Here is a 21,771-nt window from a genome sequence, read left to right on the forward strand (position 1 = left end):
TATGCTTGTTGACTGTTGGTTCACAACAGAAGGATTCTCCTATGACTCACAGCATCCCATTTACCCAAGTCGATGTATTTTCCGAGCAACCCTACGGTGGCAATCCACTTGCAGTAATGCTCGACGGCACAGGTCTCAGTGATGAGAGTATGCATAGAATTGCTCGTTGGACGAATCTGTCAGAAACCTCGTTTATTTTCCCTCCCACTGATCCACGAGCGGATTACAAACTCAGAATTTTTACACCAGGTGGCGAGGTACCTTTCGCTGGACACCCAACACTTGGCAGTGCTCATGCATGGCTGGAACATGGTGGCAAAGCTCATAGTGCTGACACAGTAATCCAAGAGTGTGCTGCCGGATTAATCACCATCCGACGGCATGGCAAACATCTGTCTTTCGCTGCACCGAACATGATACGCACAGGAGTACTCGAGCAGGAATATCTCGATGCCTTGATTGCAGATATGGGCGTCAAAAGCTCTCAAGTAGTCGCACACCAGTGGGTTGACAACGGACCAGGTTGGGCGGTCATTCAACTTAACAGCGCTCAAGAAGTACTCGATTTACACCCTGAATTCACACGCGTGCCTCAAGCGATGGTCGGTGCAATCGGAGCTTACCCCGACCATTCACCCTGTGCATTTGAACTCCGTACTTTCGCACCAGGAGTGGGTGTCAGCGAAGATCCCGTATGCGGCTCTATGAATGCTTCTGTGGCGCAGTGGCTCATTGCATCAGGAGAGGCAAGCGCACCCTATGTAGTTTCTCAAGGCACATGTTTGGGTAGAACTGGACGAATCGACATTACTTCAGATAGCGATGGGATTGTTTGGGTGGGAGGAAACACGGCAAGCATGTTTACAGGCACAGCCTTGGTGTAGCCCGTGAACTATTGAATCAACCACTGTCCCAGACTTCGAAACCAGATCTTACAGCGATGAAAGATATACAACAATGAATCCGATAGACAAAGAACAATCTGTTGCCTTGATAGGTGCCGGCGCGATTGGTCTGTCGCTAGCCTCGGCATGTGCGCAACAGGGCAGGCAGGTCATAGTATGCGGGGGCCACCAACCTATTTATCATATGACCATCACCGAAGGAGATGAGACGCGCTCATGGTCGGTGATCCATACCGATAATCCCCAAGATATTATGGGAATCAAGACTGTGATTCTTGCAGTTAAAGCTCATCAGACAAGTTCTGCAGCACAGTGGATTCAAGCCGCAGCTGACAGCACAACTACCATATTGGTCGCACAAAACGGTATTGAACAGCGGCAGCGTGTAGCTCCCTATGCTGGCGACAGCGCTATCGTTCCTGCCGTGGTATATCTCAATGTTGAGCGCACTCGGCCAGGTCACGCCATCATGCGTAGGGCAGGCGATCATGATCTTTCCGTGCCAAACAACCCTGCGGGCGAGCTGATTGCCGATGGGCTTATAGGGGGTGGAATGCGAGTGCGCACGGAAGAAGATTTCTCTCGCACAGCATGGCTCAAATTATTGGTGAATTTGACCGCCAACCCTCTGACCGCACTCACAGGTCGACGTGCAGAAGTGATTTGTGAGCCACGAATCAATGCACTTGCTTATCTCATCATGGCCGAAGCACAGCAGGTTGCACAGGCAGAAGGTGTGAATCTCACCCCATCTGATGTAGACGCCGAACTGGATTGGCTCATGCATGTGCCTGTTGGCTCGACTAGCTCTATGCGCCAAGATCGGCTTGCCGGAAGGCCTCTTGAATATGATGCATTAACTGGTGCTGTAGTCCGTGCAGCAGAAAAGCATCACATCGAAGTACCCATTAATCGCATGATTCTCGCACTTCTTGCCGCCATACGACCAGGGGAACAACTTCAGTAGCGCAGCCACAAATCCGCGTCACAGGAACCGATGTCTGGCAGATAATCTTGCATATGGTTGAGCACTTCATCGCATGACCAGTCATAGCACTGGTTGCCCGTAAATCAGAGCGTGCACACCCTGATTGAATTGCTCGCCAAGATTGTATTGATCAGACTTGAGTAGTGGATTCAGGAATCTTCCCATGAATACCTCAGTATGAGCGGCCTCTTCAAGGATTTCTGGCTTAGCATCACCGCCAGCTCCACCAGCAGGTGGCACACTTTCTGCAATCACATGTCCAATAACAAACACAGAGAGGTTCATGATGAGATGGATACTATTGTCCGTAACTTCATAACCTCGCGAAACCAGTACCTCCAAAATTCGAGACACCGCGAGTAATTCCTTTTTAGTGCTGATTGGGTGCGTAGCTACTAGCGGTACTGCGTTGGGATGTTCCAACAAGGTATTTCTCAACCTATTGGCTAACTTTTCTAAAATAATCTGCCAGCTGTCATTACTTAACACATCCAGCGCGTCAAGATCCAAAGCTTTAAGCCACAGAACTTCGGTAACGCCATCAAGTAGAGCTGCTTTATCTGGCAAATGCCGATAGATAGCCGTATACGAAAAATGCATGTATTTACCTAGCATTCTCAAGGTTAAAGCATCATATCCACGCTCATCCAGAACCAACAACGCACTCTGCAAGATCGTGTCACGCGAAAGCCCAGCTCTGGTTTGAGTCTTGTTCGCATCCATGTTTGCCCCAACCTTCGTGCTCATAGAGCTTGTTGTTAATGACTGCACTATTGACTATCACAGTCATCGTCCTATAACTCTTATTCTTCCACACGCTGCTTGCCATCACTGTCGGCAATCTGGCCAAGTGATGTGAGCACATATTCTCATGTTAACAATGTTAACATTTGTGTTACCATCTTCATGTAAATATTGTTAACAAGGAGAATTTCTTAGTGCGAGATACATGAACAGCGTTATGTTGTGAACATATCGCCCAGTCATATGGAGACCATCAGGTATTACAAGACATCAATCTCAGTGTTGCATATGGAGAAATACTCGCTCTGCTGGGGAGGAATGACGCGGGAAAAACCACGTTGATCTCAATCGCCTGAAGATAGCGTGCACAGAGTGTGAGAGTGTATGAATGCCCTGCACAAAAATCCAGCTATATCTGCTTTGATAACTCTCAGAAGGAACTACAGCTGTTGGGGATTCAAGAGTGCATGCCAATGCTCAACTTTGAGCAGACTCACTCAATAGAGTGCGAAACAGTATGCGAAAGATTGGAATATCAACGTTTCGCATAACAATTCGCACTGCAAAAGGGAGGCGATAGATAATGCGACGAAAGCTAAACGATATCAATTCTCCCGAATATCAGAACGCGCGTTCCAACACCACTATTGTGCGCATTGCTGTAGCAATAACATCAATTGTGTTGATATTGCTGCTGGTAGCAATATCAAGCTTACATATATCAGCAGCTCGATCATCCTCAGATAACAGTCCCAAAGCAGATTCCTCAGCAAAAGATGCCACGCCAGAAGTTCTTGAACACTCAGACGGATATCGCCCAGCTGACGAGATTGCCATACCTCATCAACGTGAGGGTGACCATGTTATAAGAATTCTCAAGTCTGAAGCTACAGACAAATATGTGTTCTGGACCACTGGGTCAGAACATGCGACTACGCTCACAGTCCCTGGGGCTCGGTTTGGATCTAGCACCGGAAACAGCGTAACAATACGTATCGTGTTGCGACACAAGGCTGCAGTGGTTGACGGGACTCCATACATCAACCCCAAAGGTGTTGTAGACGCTCACCAAGCAGGGCTAGTCGGTGACGGAGCAACCAATAATACTGCTCGATTCAATGTATTGCTGCAATTATTGCCCAAAAATATTGTTAATACGGTGTCTTTCCCAGCAGGTCACTTCGCGTTCACTGGCGTGCTAAGCATGATTAGCAATCTCAATATCATCGGTCAACACGATAAAACCTTTGTGCAAATGCCAACAGGCACTGTTGGAGGGATGGTTATCTGGTATCCAACAAATGGAGCGCAAGCCTACAACGGCATGCATGACGTCGCATGGAAAAACATCACCTTCCGTGGTGACTACCGACACCTCATTCCATCGCAAACGATTTATCAAGCAATTATTCATGCCAACAACATCACTTTTGATGCGTGCACCTTCGATATGGTGCAACGCCCATATGGGCATGTGCTTGACGTTGATGGCAGCTCTGGGGTGCGTGTGAGTAACAGCACTGTTATTGGATCACCGAACCGCGGGCAAACCTTCAAAGAAGCATTTCAGATGGATGTCGCCGCCCTAGGAGCAAGCGGATATTATGACAAGCACACAGTATTCAACAATCTTCCTACCATCAACATGACTATTGAGCACAACCGCTTTCTACCGTTGCGCTCAAAGTCAGGACGATTACTTCTACCTGCTGCAGCCCCTTTCGGCACACATATGGCTTACGCTAAGACAACGAATAATGATAGTTATATCCGCTTCGGAACTTTTAGCAACAATATCGTCGAAGACCCAGTTGCGTATGAAGGCGCAGGCACAGAGAATAGTGCCGTAATTCATTTTGATGCAGCAAATGACATCACCATCAGCAACAACACTTTTATCTGGACAGGCGAAACACCTCAACCCTCGTGGGCAGTAGCCTTTTATGCACGTTCACACCGGATGGTCATACCCTCAGGCTGGCATGGCATCACTATTACTAATAATAAGTTCGAAGGTTTTGCACCTAAACGCGGAGCTTTCGAGCTGTATCGAGATCGTGGCAGTATTAGCGCCCCAGGACCCTCAATCTCTGACGTCACCATCGCCCACAACACTTTTGAAGGAACACCACGCCATATTGCATTGCAGTGGTTACACGAATATTCCCAACATTTCATCGTCACGTATGACCAAGAGATTCACGGACATGACAATACCGTCAATAACACCATCCATCTTGATCACACGACGAAACGTTAGTGTCATCACACCAGCAGTCTCATATCAATAATCAGTGCCATGTTCCTTATTGAGCATCGCGTACATCTGCAGCATTACTAAGCTGCCGCTTGCTATCGCTTCTATTACCTCGATATAGCATCAAACTTGGTATGGCAAGAGCCACAACCACCACACCTGCAATCACCGGATACCAAGTGGTTGGTATGCCAGTTTGTCCCGCAGCAGGAACGAAAGTCATCACGAAAGCACACAGGCAAGCCACGATTCCCATACCTGCCATCACGTACAGTGCAGGGGCACGATAACCATGATTGCCGGTCTTGTGCAGACGACGAAGATTAATACTGGCTACAAACATCAAGATGTACATCATCACATATAAAGCGACGGCCATACCAATCAGCAATGAAAAGACCATCGAAACACTCTTAGGAAAGACAATATACAAACAGGCCAGAACCGTGACGATAATCCCCATCAGGAACAAAATTCCAGACTGAGCACCATGCTTATTGGTCTTTTTGAAGTAATCAGGTAAGCATCCATCTTCTGCAGCATTGAACAAGCCTCGAGAAGGCCCAGAAATCCAGCTGATAATCGAAGCTATAGCACCGAATACTATTGCCAGTCCTACGATATTGCCCATAAACCCAAGATGGAAAGCGCTAAACATCGTTTCGAATGCCCTTACCGTGCCGTCAGAGAGATTGACATTCTTGGGAAGCACCATGGCGAGTATTAATGTAGGCACAATAAAAATTGCGAGCGCACTAACAAAGGCCACGCCAACCACATGCGTATAGCGCTTCGGCTGTTCCATATGCTGTGCATGTACTGCGTTAACTTCCATGCCGCCGAATGCCAAAACATTTTGCACCACTAAGGCAATGCCGGCAATATTGGTGAAATTGGGAATCACCGAGCTCTGGGTCAAGGTACTGGAAATATGCTGCCCAGTAGCGAGCCAAGCAACACCTAAAATCAGCAGCAAACATGCCGGAATAATCGTACCGATGAGGCCAGCTCCAGAAGCTACTTTTGCGAAGAGGTTACCGCCTCTGAGGGTTAGCCAAATAGCCCACCAAAACACCACCACGATAACAATCATGATATATACGCCAGAATCAGAAAGATGATTGAATCCAAAGGCAGCTGCACCAGCAGCCGCAACGAATGCTAACTGTGCGGGATACCAGACCACATTGTGTATCCACTGCATCCAGACCGCAATAAAACCGAAGCGTTGACCGAGTCCCTCTTTGACCCATTCGTATACGCCACCCTCATATGTGGCACCCAACTCAGCTGACACCAACGCTGTGGGCACGAAGAACATTACCGCTGGAATGAGGTACAGAATAATTGACTGCCACCCCAATATAGCCATCGCTGGAAGCCCTCGAAGACCAGCAATTGTAATGATTGTCATAATTGACATCTGAGATACTGAGATTAGCGTTTTCTGAGATTTCACCAGTATGTATCTTTCTGAGCTAGACATCGGTCAAGTCGATATCCCCATCATTATGACCTCGACAAACCTTACTCCAATTTTGTTTTAGCTCATCTCCACACCAATATATGGACTTCCCGTGAGTTCACACAGTTCTCTATTGCGCTCCGCTTACCGGCACGCTTCACTCTTCAAGATATTCATCGTCTATAGGGAGCTTTACCGCCTATCCACAGCTATACTTCAAGTCACTAGAAGTCTCTCAGAGCAGCAGCGCTTAGAGCAGTCACACAGAGACGTTACGCAAAATGGCAGGAGGTCATCTCAGGGATGGCAGAGAGTGTTGAACAACAGGCAAAAGCACAGCAGACTGACTTTTTACATCATTTGTTTGTACCCGTGTATATGCCTGCAATACTCTTTGCCACAGGAGAAGGCGCCCTCATCCCCGTAGTGCCTCTCACAGCAAGGGCACTAGGAGCGGATCTCGCAACTTCTGGAATCATTTCCGGATTATTGATGATAGGCGTTGTGCTTGGTGACATCCCAAGCGGTTTCGCAGTCTCAAAATGGGGAGAAACCTTTGCCATGCGAGCGGCAGCGATTATTGCCATTATTTCGGCAATCGTGTGTTGGAAAGCTCCGAATCTCGTCGTTCTTGCCATGGGTGTGCTCATGATTGGCATTGCTTCAGCAACATTCAATCTTGCCCGCCATGCTTTCTTAACTGCTTGGACGCCACCGTGGTATCGCGCTCGTGCGATGTCTCTTCTAGGTGGAACATCTCGAATCGGATATTTTGTTGGACCCTTCCTTGCCTCCCCTGTTATTGCCTTTGCGGGAGCACAAAGCGTGTATTGGATTCATGTGTGTGCCTGCGTCACAGTGTTGCTGGTGCTGCAAGTCATGCCTGATCCAGAAAAAGCGCTGGCGCGTAATCGCGCGAGCGCCCAATCACACCGGCTTGAGGCTTCGACCACACCAGTCGTGAAAGCTCCTGCGAACAAGAAATATGCCCCATATGTGAAGCACGAGCATAAGCTACCGATTATTACGTATTTCCCTATTTTGATCCGTATGGGAAGCGCAGCAGGAATTCTTCAGATGATGCGTGCTTCTCGTCAGGTAATCCTTCCACTGTGGGGTGTACAGCTGGGAATATCCTCGCCACATATTGCTCTGATTATGGGCATCGCCGGAGCCGTAGACCTTTCACTCTTTTACACTTCAGGCCAGATTATGGATCGATTTGGCAGGCGATGGGCAGCGGTTCCTGTGCTGGTAGGTATCAGTATCGGTCATTTGCTCATGCCTTTTGCTACTGCCGAATGGAGCTATATCTTGGTAGCTATTGTTATCTCCACAGCAAACGGTTTAGGTAGTGGCATCGTCATGACCTTAGGTTCGGATCTGGCATCACGTTATGCGCCAGACCATATGCCTGCCTTCCTGGGTGGCTGGCGCACCTCAACCGATTCTGGTTCGGCTCTCGGCCCTCTTGCAATATCAGCGATGACTGCTGTGGCTGGGCTCTCTTCTGCCGCTGTCTTAATGGGGTGCGGCGGATTGGTTGGCGCTTACTTAATGTTCCGGTACATTCCTCGACTGGTGGGCAAGTAACGAGATTCAGATAAGCAGTGGGCCTCGAAACTTTGAAGTCTCGAGGCCCGAATATCACAGAGATTTACGCATGCCCATACATTAACCCTTCGTTATCAATGTGCATTCATAAGCTTCGCAGTAGTAGCGACCATAGTCTGATAGAGTCCTTTATCTTTCAGCCAATTGATGGTGCGTGTGTACTCATCAGTAATCCCGTAGAACACCGGCCCAATACTGTTGTAGTTCTTATCTTCCATTTGGAACGATATGCCTATCAGCAACCTCTTGTTAACTGCATTACCTGTCTGAGAGTCATATCCAAATATATTCGACGCGACGTCGTAGTCCGGTAGAGCTTGATAATCTTCGTCAAGTAATTTGGCCAATGTACGAGCATCTGCAGCACCGAGTGAAGTGTTTGCTCCCCCCAAACCATCTACACCAAGGGAGCTGCCATTGTCACTATATGCGTCAGTAACTTGTGATGATTGGATATTGTTATACCCCTTGCTTCGCAGGCTATTTGCTTTGCGATACCCAGCATCGTTGATTAAACGGTGATACGCCGCACTCTGGGTCAAGTATTTCTGATATACCGTGTATTTGCGTTCCATAGAAGACCCCGAGTGCATCCGATACGTGAATTCAACAGTCAGCACATCATATTCATTAATGTTGCAATGTTGGCATACATCCGCAGTTGTCGCCGACGATGATTGAGTATCGCTATCTTCAACATCACTGCCGGTAAATAAGGAATTATATTTCGGATCGTTTGCTTTGCTCACAATCTCCTCATGCAAAGCGCGGGCATCTGATATGGACTGTGCGTCAGAAAGTGTGATGGAATCACTATTGCTAGCAGCATAGGGCAAACTCATCAAGTTAATAGTGGGAATGGTCACCGCAGTAATACTTTGCTGGTCAGGCAAACGACGCTCATAGCCAGTCACGTCGAAACTCGTCAGCGAAAAGAACAGTACTGCCACCACAGCGAAAGCTCCAAAGCGTTTCAAGCTGGACATATTGAATATATGAACCGTTCCGCACAATGTCATAGAAGTAATAGCGAACACCACAGGAGCGCCCAATGCCACGCCTAAAAAGAACAATCCATGGTGAGGTCGCACAGGACTATAGCTACCAGCCAAGGATTCTAGGATCAAACCAGCTAGGCAAGACCCTACAAAAGTTGTCAGCACGGTAGCAATCAGATTAAAACCCTCAAAGGTGATGTGACTGCCCGCTCGCTCAGATCTAAACCGCCGATACAACACAGCGGAAACATACAAGACTATGAGACTCACAACGATAAACAACAATGTGGTTCCAAGAGAGAGCCCGCCACTATTTAGCCAAAGGTCAAGAAGGGGATGCATCCAAGACATGTAACGGTAGGTGCTATACGAGAAGCCATAAAGAAACATGCCCAGAGTAGACACGGTAAGCACATAAAGCCCAGGGACTATGCCATTGAGGAGCACCGACACTAGCGCCGCAACACCCACATTGCCAGAGAGAATTGCCGCTAAGACCGTCAAGCTATATATAAATACCATGATGACCGATGCCACAATGAACCAACGCAGCAAATCACCCAAATCGGGGTTATACCGCACTTGATTCGATGTTCCCTCAGTACTTCCAGCCACCGCAACGGCATCGGAATAGTGTACCGAAGCTCTAAATCCTGCTCCACGATCGTGCGAAGTAAATCCGGAAAAACCAAAACGCACGAAAGGAATCAGCGTAATAGTCAGCACGATCTGAGGCACAAATATCAACACGAGTCCCGAAACCACATTGCTGCGGAACAGTGCATTTCGTGTCAGTGGCATGGAATGGACCATCGCCACACGCCCCGATGAATCGAGATAAGAAAAGACTGCGATTGCAACAATGATTGGTGCGAGCACCTGATAAGCCAAAAATCCGAAATTCTGATCATTTAACAGGGATTCTATGACATACGACCTTGGAGTCTGCGTATTGCTAACCAGCAGTGTAAGTACCGGACCGAATATGAGTAGGATCGCACTTCCTATCAACGCAATAGGCCAATATTTTCTCAATGAGTGTCGTACTATGGCGTAAGAAATCAACGAACCAGGAATATCAGCATTAGCAGAGTGCTTATTCCAGGGGAACGATATGCGTGTACTCACCGTTGCCTCAGAGGATGCTGGTGTGTTCATTGCCGTTACCTCCCAGTTGATACATAAATATTTCTTCAAGCGTCAATGGAATCTTGTCAAAAAGAATCGGCTGAGTACGCCGTGCGAAATCATCCAGCTCTTCAGCAGAATTCCGCACAATAAGATAATCAACAGATCCGCTATCTCTCTTATCGAGCACATCCAAAGAATCATAGATATCAGCACTTTGCTGACCAGCCGCGCCAAAGGAGATCTGCAGTTTATGAATATCTGATTTAAGTTCGTCCAAGTCCCGTTCCACCACAACTTGCCCTTGTTTGATGGCACAGATGCTGTCGCAATATCCTTCGAGCTCGCGCAAGTTATGAGAAGACACCACAGTAGTCATGCCTCTATCAGCTGCAGCATCAACGATAAGTTCCCATATGCTTCGACGGACGATAGGGTCTAGACCATCAATCGGTTCATCGAGCAGCATATAAGAGGGTTTTCTGGCAAAGGATAAGCAGAACATAGCCTGTTTGCGCATACCTTTAGACATATGAGCAATTTGCATATTGCAATCGAGTTTGAATTGTGTCACGCATACTGAGAAGAGGTCATCATTCCACTTGCCGGCATATAAACCGCTAAAGAGCTTTGCTGCCTGTTTGAGCGTAAAACCATTGAGAAATGACAGATCATCAGGGACAAACACCATTGCACTTTTCACGGCGGGATTCTCATACACCGGACTTCCGTCGTAAACCACACTTCCGCTGTCAGGTCTCAGCACTCCAGCCAGAATATTGAGAATGGTGGTTTTCCCAGAACCGTTGGTGCCAACGAGGCCATAGATGGACCCTGTTGAGACCGTCATATCAATATTGGTCAATGCGTGATGAGTTCCGAAAGTTTTGCTCACGGACCTAAGCTCAATCATGTCTTTCCCCTCGATCCTGCCTCATTGAGCGTTCCGAACCATTCATATCCGCTAATATCTGCGAGACAATAGCGGAGAAATCTTCATCATTAGGAAGCAGCAGTCGCAATTCGCGTAGATCGTCGCGTAACCGAGATTCAGATTCGCGCAGTAAACGTGCATCTGGCTGTATATCTTTAGGAGCATGCGCAAAGCTGCCAACACCTGCAACGCTGTATATATATCCCTGCTCTTCTAGCTGACGAAAAGCTTTTTGAATAGTGTTCGGATTGACAGTCAATTCCTTAGACAATTCCCGCACCGACGGGAGCTTGGTTTCTGGCACTATCAGTCCTGAGAGTATCTGCTCTTTTATGCCAATCACCACTTGCTCATAAATGGACTTGCGGCTTTTGAGATCAATATCAATCATTCACCGCCTCCTAATATTCATCTTCTTGGTCGTGTATGTGCTGACTGTGCATTGGAAGAAGTTCCGCATTCTCAATGCAGTTCAGTGCACCAGCGATTACTACCTATTTAGCTACCGAACTAACTGTACTATATCACATAGTACAGTTGTTGATGAACGCACTCAGACATCCTTGCCTATAGAGCGCTATGGCAGAGCAGCTGGTTCATACGATTAATCGAAAGCCGTTAATACCAGACCGCGTACGGTATTGGTGAAACGTCACGCTACATTAGTCGCTATGAGCAATAAAATACGGCAATCTGTGAAACCTCATCCGAACGAACAGCATCAGTTGGGCGGAGAGCAGTCGAAACTCAATTGGCTACGTGCTGGTGTGCTAGGAGCCAACGACGGCATCGTTTCGGTTGCAGGCACCATCATCGGTGTCGCCGGCGCTGGTTCAAATGTGAGAGCGTTACTCGTCGCCGGATTTGCTGCTCTTGCAGCAGGCGCATTTTCTATGGCCGGCGGAGAATACGTTTCCGTCAGCACGCAGCGCGATACGGAACAGGCGTTACTTGAGAAAGAGCAATGGGAACTGAAGAACTGCTGGGACGACGAAGTTGACGAACTAGCACAAATCTATGAAACCAAAGGCATATCACCTGCAACAGCTCGCACAGCTGCCCTTGAAGCTATGCACACCGACGCATTATATGCGCACGCCACCGATGAACTCGGTCTCGATCCCAATGAACTCATCAACCCTTGGAGCGCAGCGTTCTCGTCGTTCATATCCTTCACATTGGGCGGTTTAATACCACTGATCTTTGCCCTAGCTCCGATTGCGACCAGCGGCACGATTGTCTGCATCGTATTCGCAGCAGCTCTTGCACTTTGCCTGACAGGTTTTATCTCTGCCAAACTCGGAGGGGCTAATTGGCATAAAGCTGTGGTGAGAAACGTCTGTATGGGATTGGGAACTATGTTATTTGCATGGCTCGTAGGATTGGTATTCAATACGGCAACAGGTGCATAATTCAGGCGATTTACCACGGCGGTAAGGCCAGAGCGAAATCCACGTATGCCTTGCATACATGGCGGGGGTTCACTGTGGCCTTGCGACCCTCATGCGACGACATGCTGTATGGTAGCTAGCTTTCTCAAACTCACATCCATACGACGGATACCTTCCTTATAGGTGTCTTCGTCAGGCACAGCTCCGTACATGACGCGGAGGAAACCCTCGCCGTCTGCTCCGAACCAGGTTCCTAGGCCAACACCGATCTGAGCATCGTGAATCAGCCAATCGCGGACCTGCTCGGAAGTTCCTAAAGCACTGATGTCCACCCAGAAATAGAATCCACCTTCAGGAAGAGGACATTTCACACCAGGAATCGCATCGAGTACAGATTGCCCATATGCTCTTCGCTCGCGCATAAGATCAACCCAAGCATCTGCATAGGCAGGATCGTTATATGCAGCGGCTACTCCCAGCTGCGCAAAGGTATTGGTTGGTCCATGCATATTAAATATCGCTATTTTTAACATGCCAAACAGCTCTCTTGGAACAACCATATAGCCAACGCGAAAGCCTGTGAGACCTAAATCTTTGGAAGTACCAAACACCGTGATAGTGCGCTCACGCATACCAGGCAGATTCGCAAACGTGGTATAGGAACCGCTATATACCTGCCTCTCAAAATCCTGGTCGACAACAGCAATGAGATTATGTCGTTCAAGGATTTTCGCCACCTCGAGCAACTCGTCGCGCGTATACACCACAGCTGTCGGATTATTGGGATTGGTGAGAACCAGACAACGCGTGTGCTCGGTGATACGGCTTTCGATGTCAGCTGGATCAATGTGGAAACCGTGCTCTTGTCTTACCGGCACCAGCACATTAGTTGCACCCATTTGCACAACATCGTTGATGTTTTCGGCAAATCCAGGAGAAATGTTGAGAACTTCATCTCCTGTATTTGGAGTAATACAAACACGAATTGCCAAATACAGTCCTAATGCAGAGCTAGGTATCACCAACAGTTCCCGTTGAGGATCCACGTCTAGGCCATTGAACTCCTTGAGCTTCTTCAGCAATGCCTCTCGCAACTCCGGTTCTGCATACCCATTGGCCAGCGAATAGTGCGTACGTCCTTCGTCGAGGGCTCGCTTAGTTGCCTCGATAACATGGCTCGGTAGGCAGGGATCAGGGGAAAAGAGGTCAGCACCATTGAGCAAAATTTTTTTCTCAGGATCAAGCGCATCATAAGGAGTGAAATCTGGCGAGGCGATATTTCGCCATGAATTATCAACGTTTAGCATTGCCGCTCACCTCCTAGCGATTACTTCCACTTCGAGCTTGGCGCCTTTCGGAACACCTGCCACCTGGAATGCGGAACGTGCAGGCAACACGCCTTGTGTGAAAAATGTGGCATACACAGCATTCATAGCTGCAAACTCATTGAGATCAGCAATAAACACTGTCGTTTTAATAACATCGGCGAGAGTCATATTCTGAGCATGAAGAATCGCATCGATATTGTTGAATACTTGCTTTGTCTGAGCTTCAATCGACTCTGGGATAACACCGTCTTGATTTACAGGCAATTGTCCTGACACAAATAGCAGATCGTCCGAAACTACACCTTGTGAGTAAGGACCAATCGCCGCTGGGGCTTTGTCAGTCGACACTGCTGCTTTTTCCATAATCTCATTCTTTCTTTCTACTGGTATTGCGTTAACAAGGCAGAGCCTTCAGAATCCTTGTGTGAAATTCTTCAAAAAGCTTTGTGTACGGGGATTACTGGGGCTAGTGAACACACTCTCAGGGGTTCCCGCTTCGATAACACTTCCATCTGCCATAACGATGAGCTTGTCAGAAACGTTTCTGGCAAAATTCATCTCATGCGTGACGATAATCATGGTCATGCCGTCATGCGCAAGATCGGTCATCACTTTGAGCACCTCACCAACCAGCTCTGGGTCAAGGGCTGACGTGGGCTCATCGAAGAGCACTGCTTCTGGTTTCATCGCCAGCGCCCGAGCAATGGCTACTCGTTGCTGCTGGCCTCCCGATAGTTGGCTCGGATAATGGCCAGATTGCTCTGAAAGTCCAACTCTATCCAGAAGTTCCCGTGCTCGTTCAAGTGTGGATTCTTTGCTTTCTTTCAAACCAAAGCGAGGGCCAGATGCAATGTTCTCAAGAGCAGTCATATTCGGAAAAAGATTGAAATTCTGAAATACCATTCCCAGATGCCTGCGTAATTCTCGCTTTTCTGGCTTGCCACCTTGAAGCGCTTTACCTTTGAAGTATATTTTCCCTTCTGTGGCGTCTTCCAACTCGTTAATGCATCTCAGAGTCGTACTTTTGCCTGCGCCACTGGGGCCAATAATAGAAACCACTTGGCCTTGTTCCACATCAAAGGAAACATCATGAAGAATGCGCTTATCTCCTATAGTTTTGCCAAGACAGTCGAGCCTAATCAGTGCAGTCATGCTGCTACCTTTCTATCGAGTCGATCAGCGAATCTGCTAATGGGGAAGCAGATAACGAAGTACAGGACCGCCACCACCAATAAGGTCTGGAAGGGTTCATTCGTGAGAGCGATAATTGCCTGACCTTGTTGGGTTAAGTCGACAAAACCGAGTATGGAAGCCAACGAGGTGTCCTTAACCACGCCCAGCAAGAAACTGGCAAGAGTCGGAGCAGAATTCTTCAATACCTGAGGGAGAATGACCCGAACCATTGTGGTGAAACGGTTGAAAGCCAAACTTTCAGCAGCTTCGAACTGCCCTACCTCGAGCGCATTGACACCTGCCCGAATAATTTCGGCAACATACGCACCGGTGTATAAGACGAAACCAATCCCCGCCGCCGTATATACCGACATATTCACACCCAAATACGCAAGGCCCAGGTAGATCATAAACAACTGAATCAACAATGGAGACCCACGGAATATTGATGTATAGACCGAAGCAATCACTCGCACTATACGGCTATTCGAGACCAGTCCTGACCCTGCAAGAATTCCTAACGCCATGCCGCCAACTATGGATATTACGGCTAACACCACAGTTACGGCAAGACCACTGAGCAGCAAAGGCCAATATTGCAACACGTTGATAAATGCGCTCATCGGGTCTCCTTTGAGAAGGCCAATCTATATACACCGGCAAAAGCGAGACGAAATAGCGTAGTGATGATGTAGTAGATTGCCACAGCAACGATGTACACCTCAAGAGTCCTGAAAGATTCAGCATTGATCAACCCCGTAATTTGGGTTAGCTCTCTAACGTCAATTACCGAAAGCACCGAGGTTGAGAAGATGGTAATAACCAACATGTTGGTTAATGCCGGCCAACAATTCTTTAATGTTTGTGGAAGAATAATTTTCACAATGCCTGTAAAACGAGGTATGCCTAGTGCATCAATGGCTTCCCACTGTCCTGAAGAAACTGCGTTGATTCCACCGCGCACATTTTCAGTGGTGTATCCGGTAAGCACCAGAACAGACACCACAATGCCCAGAATCGTGCTGTTCACTCGAATTCCCGCTTTGGGTAATCCGAAGTATGCCATGAATATAAACACCAACGCAGGCACATTCCTGACTATTTCCACATAGATGGTCAATAGCCAGGAGAGAGCCTTCACTTTGGTGTTACTACGCACAAATGCAAGAGGAATGCTGATTGATAGGGTCAACACGTATATCACTGCTGAAAGCCACATAGTGGAGACAGTGCCGCTCAGCAGCTCTCCCGCGTAGTCGGTCAACGACATAAAATCAAGCGTGACCATTGGTTCGCCTCCTCAACATGTTCTGATATTCGTTTATCGACAATGTGACGCTTATTCTTGGCTCGTCGTCGATGTTCCTGTTGATTCGCTAAGGAGAGGGCTAAACGGCATATCTAAGCCATAATATTTCTTGTATAGCTTTGCGTTGGTTCCATCCGAGATCACCTGGAACACGAATTGATTAAGATAATTCAGCCATTGCTGGTCACCGCGCTTCACTGCCATGCCGTTGTATTCGAGAGAGCCAATAGTGCCATCGAGAATCTTGAGATCGTTATCTTGCTTAGCCATGTAGTACGAGGAGTTCCCGTCATAAATAAAGGCATCAATTTGGTTGTTCTTCAACGCGGTCGTTTGCGAAGCTGTATCAGTGAAATATTGTTTATTAGCACCACTGACCGTGGAGTCTAGAAGCTTATCGAATGTAGTTCCTTTGAGAATGCCAACGTTTTTGCCTGAAAGATCTTTCGCTGTGCTAATTGAGCTGCTCTTCGTGGTAACGATGACGGGAGCTGATGCCACATATGGATCAGTGAAGGCAACCTTCTGTGCACGATCGAGTGTCTGAGTAATCTGCGTAAATAAGACATCCACCTTTCCAGTCTCTAAGCTGGAAATACGAGCGTCAGCCGACATATCTACATATTCGACTTTTGCTCCTAAAGATTCTCCAAGCTGATTGGCCAAATCTATGTCATACCCAACCGGATTGCCGTTCTTGTCTTTGGACTCTGCTGGTGGTATCGACAATACGACTCCAACTTTTAGCGTTTTTGCTTTTAGCACGGAATCAAGTGTTGATGTTTCGGATGAGGCGCCTGAAGCACCACTTCCACACGCTGCGAATGTAAGAGTCGCACATACCGCGAGGGCAGCGGCGGCGATTCTTTTGACGTTTATGTGCTTCATGGGCACGTCCTTTCTCGACTAACGCAGGGGGTTGCGCTTACGAGAAAGTGTCACGGTTCATTGTTTCTAACGTGATTAAAAAATGTTACAACAATAATAATTTATTATTGAGTTAATAATTTTGTCTTATACATTGGCGTACACTGTGACCCAATCCGGCAAGCTGGCGTCACCGGTTCAACGTGGAAATATGGAGTAATGAGCATGGCAGTAGCTTCCGATATATCACCAGCACTTAAGCCATACGCTGCGCTAGTTGAGTTTCTTGGCGTGATCCTCGGGGATAAGTGCGAGGTATTGCTCCATGACTGTTCAGACTTCAACCGCTCAATTGTGGCTGTAGCGAACTCTCATATCAGTGGCCGAAGCCTTGGCGGACCAGCTACTGATCTGGTTTTGCGACTATGGCGAACGAAACGGTATGAGCATCGAGATTATTATGCCAATTACAGCAGCTTTTCTAGCGACGGCAGGGAGTTTCGTTCCTCCACCTTTTTCGTCCGTGACGCTCAAGGAACAGTGATTGCCCTATTGTGCATCAACCAAGACGATGGCCCTGTTGTCGAGGCAAAAGCACTCCTAGAACAATTTCTTTCGAGTTTTCATACAGACGATGAGCAGGCAACAAACCAATCAGAACAACAACCTAGCGACACTCAAGCCGACACTCATGCTGCTAACAATATTTCAGCTACTGCCCCTCAGCTCCCACGTTCCAGCACTAGCGAAAATCTCAGCATAAGCGTAGATGAACTCACCACAAACCGTATTCACGCGCTAGCTCTGGCAGGACATCTCGATCTAACTAGACTCTCTAAAGAAGAACGACTTGATTTCATCAAACAACTCGACGACGAGGGCATATTCCTCTTAAAAGGATCCATCGAAAAAACCGCTTCGGCACTAGGTCTCTCACAACCATCGATATACCGCTACCTGCGATGCACCCGCGACAACAGCATCAACAACGACAACTCTACAAATAGACGCCACTAAACTTCGCGCATCCTTTATTAAGGAACACCCTATGGAACAGCATTCACAACATCTGGCATCAACCCGAATCCAATCTTTTACAGGCGGGCTATTCTCCGAGGTAACCAAAGCTGATGTTGGCGAGAATGCATCGAAACTGATGAGTGAAGGCTGCGATCTGCTGGCATGGGCAGACCCATACTTTCCAGATAGCTCAACGCCTGAAAGCGTTCAAACTGCTCTCATAGACAGCGCCAAAGCAGGATTCTGCGCGCATTACACCATGCCAATTGGCGACAAGCAATTGCGCCAACAACTTGCCACACATCTCACTCCTGAATTTAATCGGCAAATCAATTCGAGTCGCAATATCATCATCACTCCAGGATCCGATGCTGGTTTGTTCTACGCAATGACTGCGATAATCAACCCAGGTGATGAGGTAATCGTTACTGATCCTTGCTACCCAAGCAATATTTCAAATTTATCACTGCTACAAGCGCACCCAGTCTTTCTTCCCTTAGATGCAGATAACAACTTTCAAATTACCTATAAGGCACTCGAAAGCGTTGCCACCAGCCGAACCCGAGCGATCGTACTCACCAACCCCAATAATCCAACCACCACCTTTCTCCGTAAACAATCGCTCGAAGATTTGGCAAAGTTTGCGAAGGAAAAAGATATAGCTGTTATATGCGATGAAGCCTTCTGCGATCACATTTATTCCAGCGAGCGCTTTATACCGACAGCTAGTTTGGATGCGCTTTGGGAGAGGACGCTAACCGTCCGTTCCTTCTCCAAGGGATATGGTCTCAGCGGCATACGAGTAGGGTACATCATCGGTCCAGATACGCTGATGGATAAGCTATACGGAGCAGCTGTGAACGTACTCGGCGCAACAGCTTCGGCTGGTCAATCTGCAGCATTGGCTGCACTCAATGATCCCAAGATTCTTACTGATTTCTTTGCGGATTTTTCGCAGCGAGCAACTATGGTCGAAGATGTGCTCTCCCAAGTGCCAGGACTCCATATCACGCCGATTGAGAGTGGATTCCTCAGCTGGATTGATGTGTCGGCATTCGGCACTGGTGATGAAGTTGCGCAATACTTGGTGCGAGAAGCACAAGTAATTGTCAACTCGGGAGCCCCCTATGGACCATCGGGAAGTCATCACATACGAATCGTACAAGGTGTTTTTAGAGACCCCTCACGTATGCGCGACGCTTTGGAACGTATCAAAATAGCCTTACTGAAATGGCCAAAAAGCAGCGCTAGCCATCAATAAGCCATTCTCAACGAATTCGTCCAAGGTGTGACGCGTCTACATTTCAAACTTGCTGTGTTTAGGCGATACACTTCGCTTATGACCAGTTCAGAGGATTATGTCGCTTATGTCATCGATCAGGCACGAGGACCTTGGGCACTGCGCCATCGAAAGATGTTTGGCGATTACATGGTATACGTCAATGACAAAGCAATATTGCTACTCTGCGATGACCAGACTTTTGTCAAAATCGTCCCCGAGCTGGACGAACTGATGAAGGATGCCGAACGTGCGGTGCCATATCCTGGAGCCAAAGAGCATTACATACTCGATATTGATAACAGCGACCTTGTACGTCAAGTGCTAAGTGTGCTCGAGGCTATTACCCCCTTGCCAAAGCCTAAGAAGCGCCGCACAAGCAGTGGTAAGTGATACACATATCAAGTGATATTCATCAATCATCGATAGAGGAAATACATGCAAGATATAGCCATATTGCTTTTCGACGGTTTTGAGCCCTTAGATGTTTTTGGTCCAGCTGAGGTATTCGGCTGCATTGAACGGATTGACAACTCAGCACCAGCGCCACAAATTCAGTACTGCTCCATCAACGGTGGAATGATCCATGGCGCAATCTCAACAACTATTGAGACTGTGAAGATTAGTGATATCCACGATGACGCTATATTGCTCATCCCAGGAGGGGCCGGCACGCGCCCGCTAGTCAAGAGCGACATCTTTCTCAATGCTCTTAACGAGCAACTGCCACGTTTCTCCGAGATACTCACCGTGTGCACTGGATCAGCGTTGCTTGCAGCAACAGGAAATATCGATGGGCGTAATGCGACTTCTAATAAACGCGCCTTTGCTTGGGTACAGAGCGTGCGCCCACAAGTGAATTGGCTGGGTAGCGCCCGATGGGTAGATGACGGCGATGTGCTGACATCCTCAGGTGTTAGTGCAGGAATCGATATGGCACTCGGCTTAGTGTCAAAGGTTTATGGCCCCCAGTTTGCCTCAACACTCGCCAAAGCAATTGAATACGTGTGGAACGACGATCCGGATAACGATCCATTTGCAGTGCAATAATTCAGCTCACATTGATTGATTCAACATCTAACTCAGATGCCAAATCAGCGGACTAAGCGGCTACGCACTAAGCGGCTATTTTTCGCGGCGGGAGCCGACAATGGACTCCTTCTCCACTAAGCGACAAGAAATCATCGCCTGCACTAGATCTAGCTTCGGTAGTTCGGCGTTGGTTTCTGGCGGCAACACATCGCTCACATCCTTATCTTCGATAAGAGAGATCAATTTGCGTGTTCCCCAACAACCCATCTCATAGTGAGGGAGTTCAACAGTAGTTAGCCGTGGAGCAAGTGTCTCTGCAATCACCTGGTGGTTGTCAACTCCCACCACAGAAAGATCCTTACCAACAAGCAACCCTTGCCATGCTGCAGCCTGATAGACACCCCACGCACGAGCATCGTTAAAACAGAAAAACCCGTCAGGTCGGAATTCAGACATCAATCGCTCAGTGGATTCAAGAGCTTCGGCACCTATACGCGGATTAATAACTAAGTTGCTGTCGAGAGCAATACCATGCGCATTCAGTGCATCACGATATCCCTGGTAACGACCGACTTGAGCGGCAATATTGTCGTCCAGTCCGATATAAGCCACATGTTTGCATCCAGCGGCAAGTAGCCGTTCGGTCACGGCTTTACCAATAGCCGTTTCATCCGGCACAATCGAGGGTAGCTGCCCCTCAACATCTGTGGCATCGACCAAAACCAAGGGATAGTCGCGCAAAGTACGAGGAACTGACGTTTCCTGATTAAACATTCTCGCATAAAGAAAACCGTCAACACCATATTGTTTAAGAGTTTCGATCTCGCTTGATTCCAGTGCTTTCTCACCATTGGTATTAACCGTGAGCAAGGTGTACCCGAAAGCTCGAGCAGCATCTTGTGCGCCAAGAATCAAACGCCCAGCAAAGGGTGTGGTTGCTATCTCATCACTAATAAAACCTAGAATCCTGGTCCGATTCGTGCGCATGCTACTAGCGATACGGTTAGGACGATATCCGAGACGTCTAGCTTCCTTACGTATTTTGTCAGCAATTTCAGGTTTAATCCGCCCTGAATCTCGACCATTAAGGACAAGCGAGACTGAGGACACAGAAACCCCCATACCCTGGGCAATCTCCTTCATCGTGACAGCAGCCATACCGTTTCCTCTCATCGCATGCCCACGGACCAACAACGTTCCGAATTCGGCATCATTCCATTACGTCAAACGTTACACTCTCTGGTGACATCAGCGGCATTCTTCCACTGATAGCCATGAGAAGCTCACACAACATACCTGTATGCAACACCAGATAGTGCCTCCCTGCGCTTAGGCTGAC

Annotated in this window: 22 protein-coding genes; 10 read left to right on the forward strand and 12 right to left on the reverse strand. The window is 47.9% G+C overall.

The features are described 5' to 3' along the window. The first annotated feature begins 41 nt into the window (after positions 1-41). Both LKI20_RS00505 and LKI20_RS00510 read left to right on the forward strand, forming a co-directional pair. Positions 42-884 carry a PhzF family phenazine biosynthesis protein gene (locus LKI20_RS00505; protein WP_291768387.1) on the forward strand — a complete coding sequence of 281 codons (843 nt, stop codon included), beginning with the start codon at positions 42-44 and terminating at the stop codon, positions 882-884. A 73-nt stretch (positions 885-957) separates the two neighbouring features. Then, positions 958-1,872 carry a ketopantoate reductase family protein gene (locus tag LKI20_RS00510; RefSeq protein WP_291768390.1) on the forward strand — a complete coding sequence of 305 codons (915 nt, stop codon included), beginning with the start codon at positions 958-960 and terminating at the stop codon, positions 1,870-1,872. Positions 1,873-1,953: 81 nt separating this feature from the next. On the opposite strand, the gene LKI20_RS00515 is transcribed toward LKI20_RS00510, so the two are convergent. Further along, the gene (locus LKI20_RS00515; RefSeq protein ID WP_291768393.1) at positions 1,954-2,616 is read right to left on the reverse strand and encodes a TetR/AcrR family transcriptional regulator; all 663 of its coding nucleotides are present in this window, start codon (positions 2,614-2,616) and stop codon (positions 1,954-1,956) included. Positions 2,617-2,906: 290 nt separating this feature from the next. Between LKI20_RS00515 and LKI20_RS09825 the strand changes: the two genes are divergently transcribed. Beyond that, on the forward strand, positions 2,907-2,993 hold the full coding sequence (locus LKI20_RS09825; protein ID WP_366936176.1) for an ATP-binding cassette domain-containing protein: 87 nt from the start codon (positions 2,907-2,909) through the stop codon (positions 2,991-2,993). A 227-nt stretch (positions 2,994-3,220) separates the two neighbouring features. Next, complete coding sequence (locus tag LKI20_RS00520; protein WP_291768396.1) at positions 3,221-4,897, forward strand: glycosyl hydrolase family 28-related protein; 1,677 nt, start codon at positions 3,221-3,223, stop codon at positions 4,895-4,897. 46 nt (positions 4,898-4,943) lie between these two features. Here LKI20_RS00520 and LKI20_RS00525 read toward each other — a convergent pair whose 3' ends face one another. Beyond that, positions 4,944-6,380: an APC family permease gene (locus LKI20_RS00525; protein ID WP_366936161.1), complete on the reverse strand. Its 1,437-nt coding sequence runs from the start codon at positions 6,378-6,380 to the stop codon at positions 4,944-4,946. Between the two features lie 282 nt (positions 6,381-6,662). Here LKI20_RS00525 and LKI20_RS00530 point away from each other — a divergent pair, with 282 nt between their 5' ends. Further along, positions 6,663-7,952, forward strand: a complete 1,290-nt coding sequence (locus LKI20_RS00530) for an MFS transporter (RefSeq protein ID WP_291768399.1) — start codon at positions 6,663-6,665, stop codon at positions 7,950-7,952. Positions 7,953-8,047: 95 nt separating this feature from the next. On the opposite strand, the gene LKI20_RS00535 is transcribed toward LKI20_RS00530, so the two are convergent. The 3 genes from LKI20_RS00535 to LKI20_RS00545 are packed head-to-tail and all read right to left on the reverse strand — an operon-like array spanning position 8,048 to position 11,424. Then, positions 8,048-10,129: a hypothetical protein gene (locus LKI20_RS00535; RefSeq protein WP_291768402.1), complete on the reverse strand. Its 2,082-nt coding sequence runs from the start codon at positions 10,127-10,129 to the stop codon at positions 8,048-8,050. Next, a complete protein-coding gene (locus tag LKI20_RS00540; RefSeq protein ID WP_291768405.1) occupies positions 10,107-11,012 on the reverse strand; it encodes an ABC transporter ATP-binding protein in 906 nt (301 codons plus the stop codon). The genes LKI20_RS00535 and LKI20_RS00540 overlap by 23 nt, the downstream gene beginning before the upstream one ends. Continuing rightward, a complete protein-coding gene (locus tag LKI20_RS00545) occupies positions 11,005-11,424 on the reverse strand; it encodes a GntR family transcriptional regulator (protein WP_291768407.1) in 420 nt (139 codons plus the stop codon). Before LKI20_RS00545 ends, LKI20_RS00540 begins: the two co-directional genes overlap by 8 nt. A gap of 280 nt (positions 11,425-11,704) precedes the next feature. Here LKI20_RS00545 and LKI20_RS00550 point away from each other — a divergent pair, with 280 nt between their 5' ends. Beyond that, complete coding sequence (locus tag LKI20_RS00550; RefSeq protein WP_291768409.1) at positions 11,705-12,445, forward strand: VIT1/CCC1 transporter family protein; 741 nt, start codon at positions 11,705-11,707, stop codon at positions 12,443-12,445. Between the two features lie 89 nt (positions 12,446-12,534). On the opposite strand, the gene LKI20_RS00555 is transcribed toward LKI20_RS00550, so the two are convergent. Genes LKI20_RS00555 through LKI20_RS00580 form a run of 6 tightly spaced genes read right to left on the reverse strand, consistent with a single transcriptional unit; the run spans position 12,535 to position 17,122 of the window. Beyond that, on the reverse strand, positions 12,535-13,731 hold the full coding sequence (locus tag LKI20_RS00555; protein ID WP_291768411.1) for a pyridoxal phosphate-dependent aminotransferase: 1,197 nt from the start codon (positions 13,729-13,731) through the stop codon (positions 12,535-12,537). A gap of 6 nt (positions 13,732-13,737) precedes the next feature. Continuing rightward, positions 13,738-14,115, reverse strand: coding sequence for a Rid family detoxifying hydrolase (locus LKI20_RS00560; RefSeq protein ID WP_291768416.1), 378 nt, complete (start codon positions 14,113-14,115; stop codon positions 13,738-13,740). 48 nt (positions 14,116-14,163) lie between these two features. Then, positions 14,164-14,904 carry an amino acid ABC transporter ATP-binding protein gene (locus LKI20_RS00565; protein ID WP_291768418.1) on the reverse strand — a complete coding sequence of 247 codons (741 nt, stop codon included), beginning with the start codon at positions 14,902-14,904 and terminating at the stop codon, positions 14,164-14,166. Further along, positions 14,901-15,548: an amino acid ABC transporter permease gene (locus tag LKI20_RS00570; protein WP_291768421.1), complete on the reverse strand. Its 648-nt coding sequence runs from the start codon at positions 15,546-15,548 to the stop codon at positions 14,901-14,903. Before LKI20_RS00570 ends, LKI20_RS00565 begins: the two co-directional genes overlap by 4 nt. Continuing rightward, entirely contained in the window at positions 15,545-16,213 is a 669-nt protein-coding gene (locus tag LKI20_RS00575) for an amino acid ABC transporter permease (protein WP_291768424.1), read from the reverse strand. The genes LKI20_RS00570 and LKI20_RS00575 overlap by 4 nt, the downstream gene beginning before the upstream one ends. Before the next feature lie 51 nt (positions 16,214-16,264). Next, positions 16,265-17,122: a transporter substrate-binding domain-containing protein gene (locus tag LKI20_RS00580; RefSeq protein WP_291768427.1), complete on the reverse strand. Its 858-nt coding sequence runs from the start codon at positions 17,120-17,122 to the stop codon at positions 16,265-16,267. 198 nt (positions 17,123-17,320) lie between these two features. Here LKI20_RS00580 and LKI20_RS00585 point away from each other — a divergent pair, with 198 nt between their 5' ends. The 4 genes from LKI20_RS00585 to LKI20_RS00600 all read left to right on the forward strand — a co-directional run bounded on the left by LKI20_RS00585 (position 17,321) and on the right by LKI20_RS00600 (position 20,450). Then, positions 17,321-18,118, forward strand: a complete 798-nt coding sequence (locus tag LKI20_RS00585) for a helix-turn-helix transcriptional regulator (protein ID WP_291768430.1) — start codon at positions 17,321-17,323, stop codon at positions 18,116-18,118. 31 nt (positions 18,119-18,149) lie between these two features. Continuing rightward, positions 18,150-19,382: a pyridoxal phosphate-dependent aminotransferase gene (locus tag LKI20_RS00590; RefSeq protein ID WP_291768432.1), complete on the forward strand. Its 1,233-nt coding sequence runs from the start codon at positions 18,150-18,152 to the stop codon at positions 19,380-19,382. Between the two features lie 78 nt (positions 19,383-19,460). Continuing rightward, positions 19,461-19,793 (forward strand): hypothetical protein, encoded by a 333-nt coding sequence (locus tag LKI20_RS00595; RefSeq protein WP_291768435.1) that lies wholly within the window; start codon positions 19,461-19,463, stop codon positions 19,791-19,793. A gap of 45 nt (positions 19,794-19,838) precedes the next feature. Next, positions 19,839-20,450 carry a DJ-1/PfpI family protein gene (locus tag LKI20_RS00600; protein ID WP_291768437.1) on the forward strand — a complete coding sequence of 204 codons (612 nt, stop codon included), beginning with the start codon at positions 19,839-19,841 and terminating at the stop codon, positions 20,448-20,450. Between the two features lie 75 nt (positions 20,451-20,525). On the opposite strand, the gene LKI20_RS00605 is transcribed toward LKI20_RS00600, so the two are convergent. Beyond that, a complete protein-coding gene (locus LKI20_RS00605) occupies positions 20,526-21,590 on the reverse strand; it encodes a LacI family DNA-binding transcriptional regulator (protein ID WP_291768439.1) in 1,065 nt (354 codons plus the stop codon). Positions 21,591-21,771: the final 181 nt, after the last annotated feature.

Origin of the sequence: Bifidobacterium sp., assembly GCF_022647885.1 — a bacterium.
GTDB lineage: Bacteria > Actinomycetota > Actinomycetes > Actinomycetales > Bifidobacteriaceae > Bombiscardovia.

Coding starts and splice junctions, on each gene's coding strand:
- LKI20_RS00505 (WP_291768387.1), top strand. CDS start 42: ATGACTCACAGCATCCCATTTACCCAAGTCGATGTATTTTCCGAGCAA.
- LKI20_RS00510 (WP_291768390.1), top strand. CDS start 958: ATGAATCCGATAGACAAAGAACAATCTGTTGCCTTGATAGGTGCCGGC.
- LKI20_RS00515 (WP_291768393.1), bottom strand. CDS start 2,616: ATGGATGCGAACAAGACTCAAACCAGAGCTGGGCTTTCGCGTGACACG.
- LKI20_RS00520 (WP_291768396.1), top strand. CDS start 3,221: ATGCGACGAAAGCTAAACGATATCAATTCTCCCGAATATCAGAACGCG.
- LKI20_RS00525 (WP_366936161.1), bottom strand. CDS start 6,380: ATGTCTAGCTCAGAAAGATACATACTGGTGAAATCTCAGAAAACGCTA.
- LKI20_RS00530 (WP_291768399.1), top strand. CDS start 6,663: ATGGCAGAGAGTGTTGAACAACAGGCAAAAGCACAGCAGACTGACTTT.
- LKI20_RS00535 (WP_291768402.1), bottom strand. CDS start 10,129: ATGAACACACCAGCATCCTCTGAGGCAACGGTGAGTACACGCATATCG.
- LKI20_RS00540 (WP_291768405.1), bottom strand. CDS start 11,012: ATGATTGAGCTTAGGTCCGTGAGCAAAACTTTCGGAACTCATCACGCA.
- LKI20_RS00545 (WP_291768407.1), bottom strand. CDS start 11,424: ATGATTGATATTGATCTCAAAAGCCGCAAGTCCATTTATGAGCAAGTG.
- LKI20_RS00550 (WP_291768409.1), top strand. CDS start 11,705: ATGAGCAATAAAATACGGCAATCTGTGAAACCTCATCCGAACGAACAG.
- LKI20_RS00555 (WP_291768411.1), bottom strand. CDS start 13,731: ATGCTAAACGTTGATAATTCATGGCGAAATATCGCCTCGCCAGATTTC.
- LKI20_RS00560 (WP_291768416.1), bottom strand. CDS start 14,115: ATGGAAAAAGCAGCAGTGTCGACTGACAAAGCCCCAGCGGCGATTGGT.
- LKI20_RS00565 (WP_291768418.1), bottom strand. CDS start 14,904: ATGACTGCACTGATTAGGCTCGACTGTCTTGGCAAAACTATAGGAGAT.
- LKI20_RS00570 (WP_291768421.1), bottom strand. CDS start 15,548: ATGAGCGCATTTATCAACGTGTTGCAATATTGGCCTTTGCTGCTCAGT.
- LKI20_RS00575 (WP_291768424.1), bottom strand. CDS start 16,213: ATGGTCACGCTTGATTTTATGTCGTTGACCGACTACGCGGGAGAGCTG.
- LKI20_RS00580 (WP_291768427.1), bottom strand. CDS start 17,122: ATGAAGCACATAAACGTCAAAAGAATCGCCGCCGCTGCCCTCGCGGTA.
- LKI20_RS00585 (WP_291768430.1), top strand. CDS start 17,321: ATGAGCATGGCAGTAGCTTCCGATATATCACCAGCACTTAAGCCATAC.
- LKI20_RS00590 (WP_291768432.1), top strand. CDS start 18,150: ATGGAACAGCATTCACAACATCTGGCATCAACCCGAATCCAATCTTTT.
- LKI20_RS00595 (WP_291768435.1), top strand. CDS start 19,461: ATGACCAGTTCAGAGGATTATGTCGCTTATGTCATCGATCAGGCACGA.
- LKI20_RS00600 (WP_291768437.1), top strand. CDS start 19,839: ATGCAAGATATAGCCATATTGCTTTTCGACGGTTTTGAGCCCTTAGAT.
- LKI20_RS00605 (WP_291768439.1), bottom strand. CDS start 21,590: ATGGCTGCTGTCACGATGAAGGAGATTGCCCAGGGTATGGGGGTTTCT.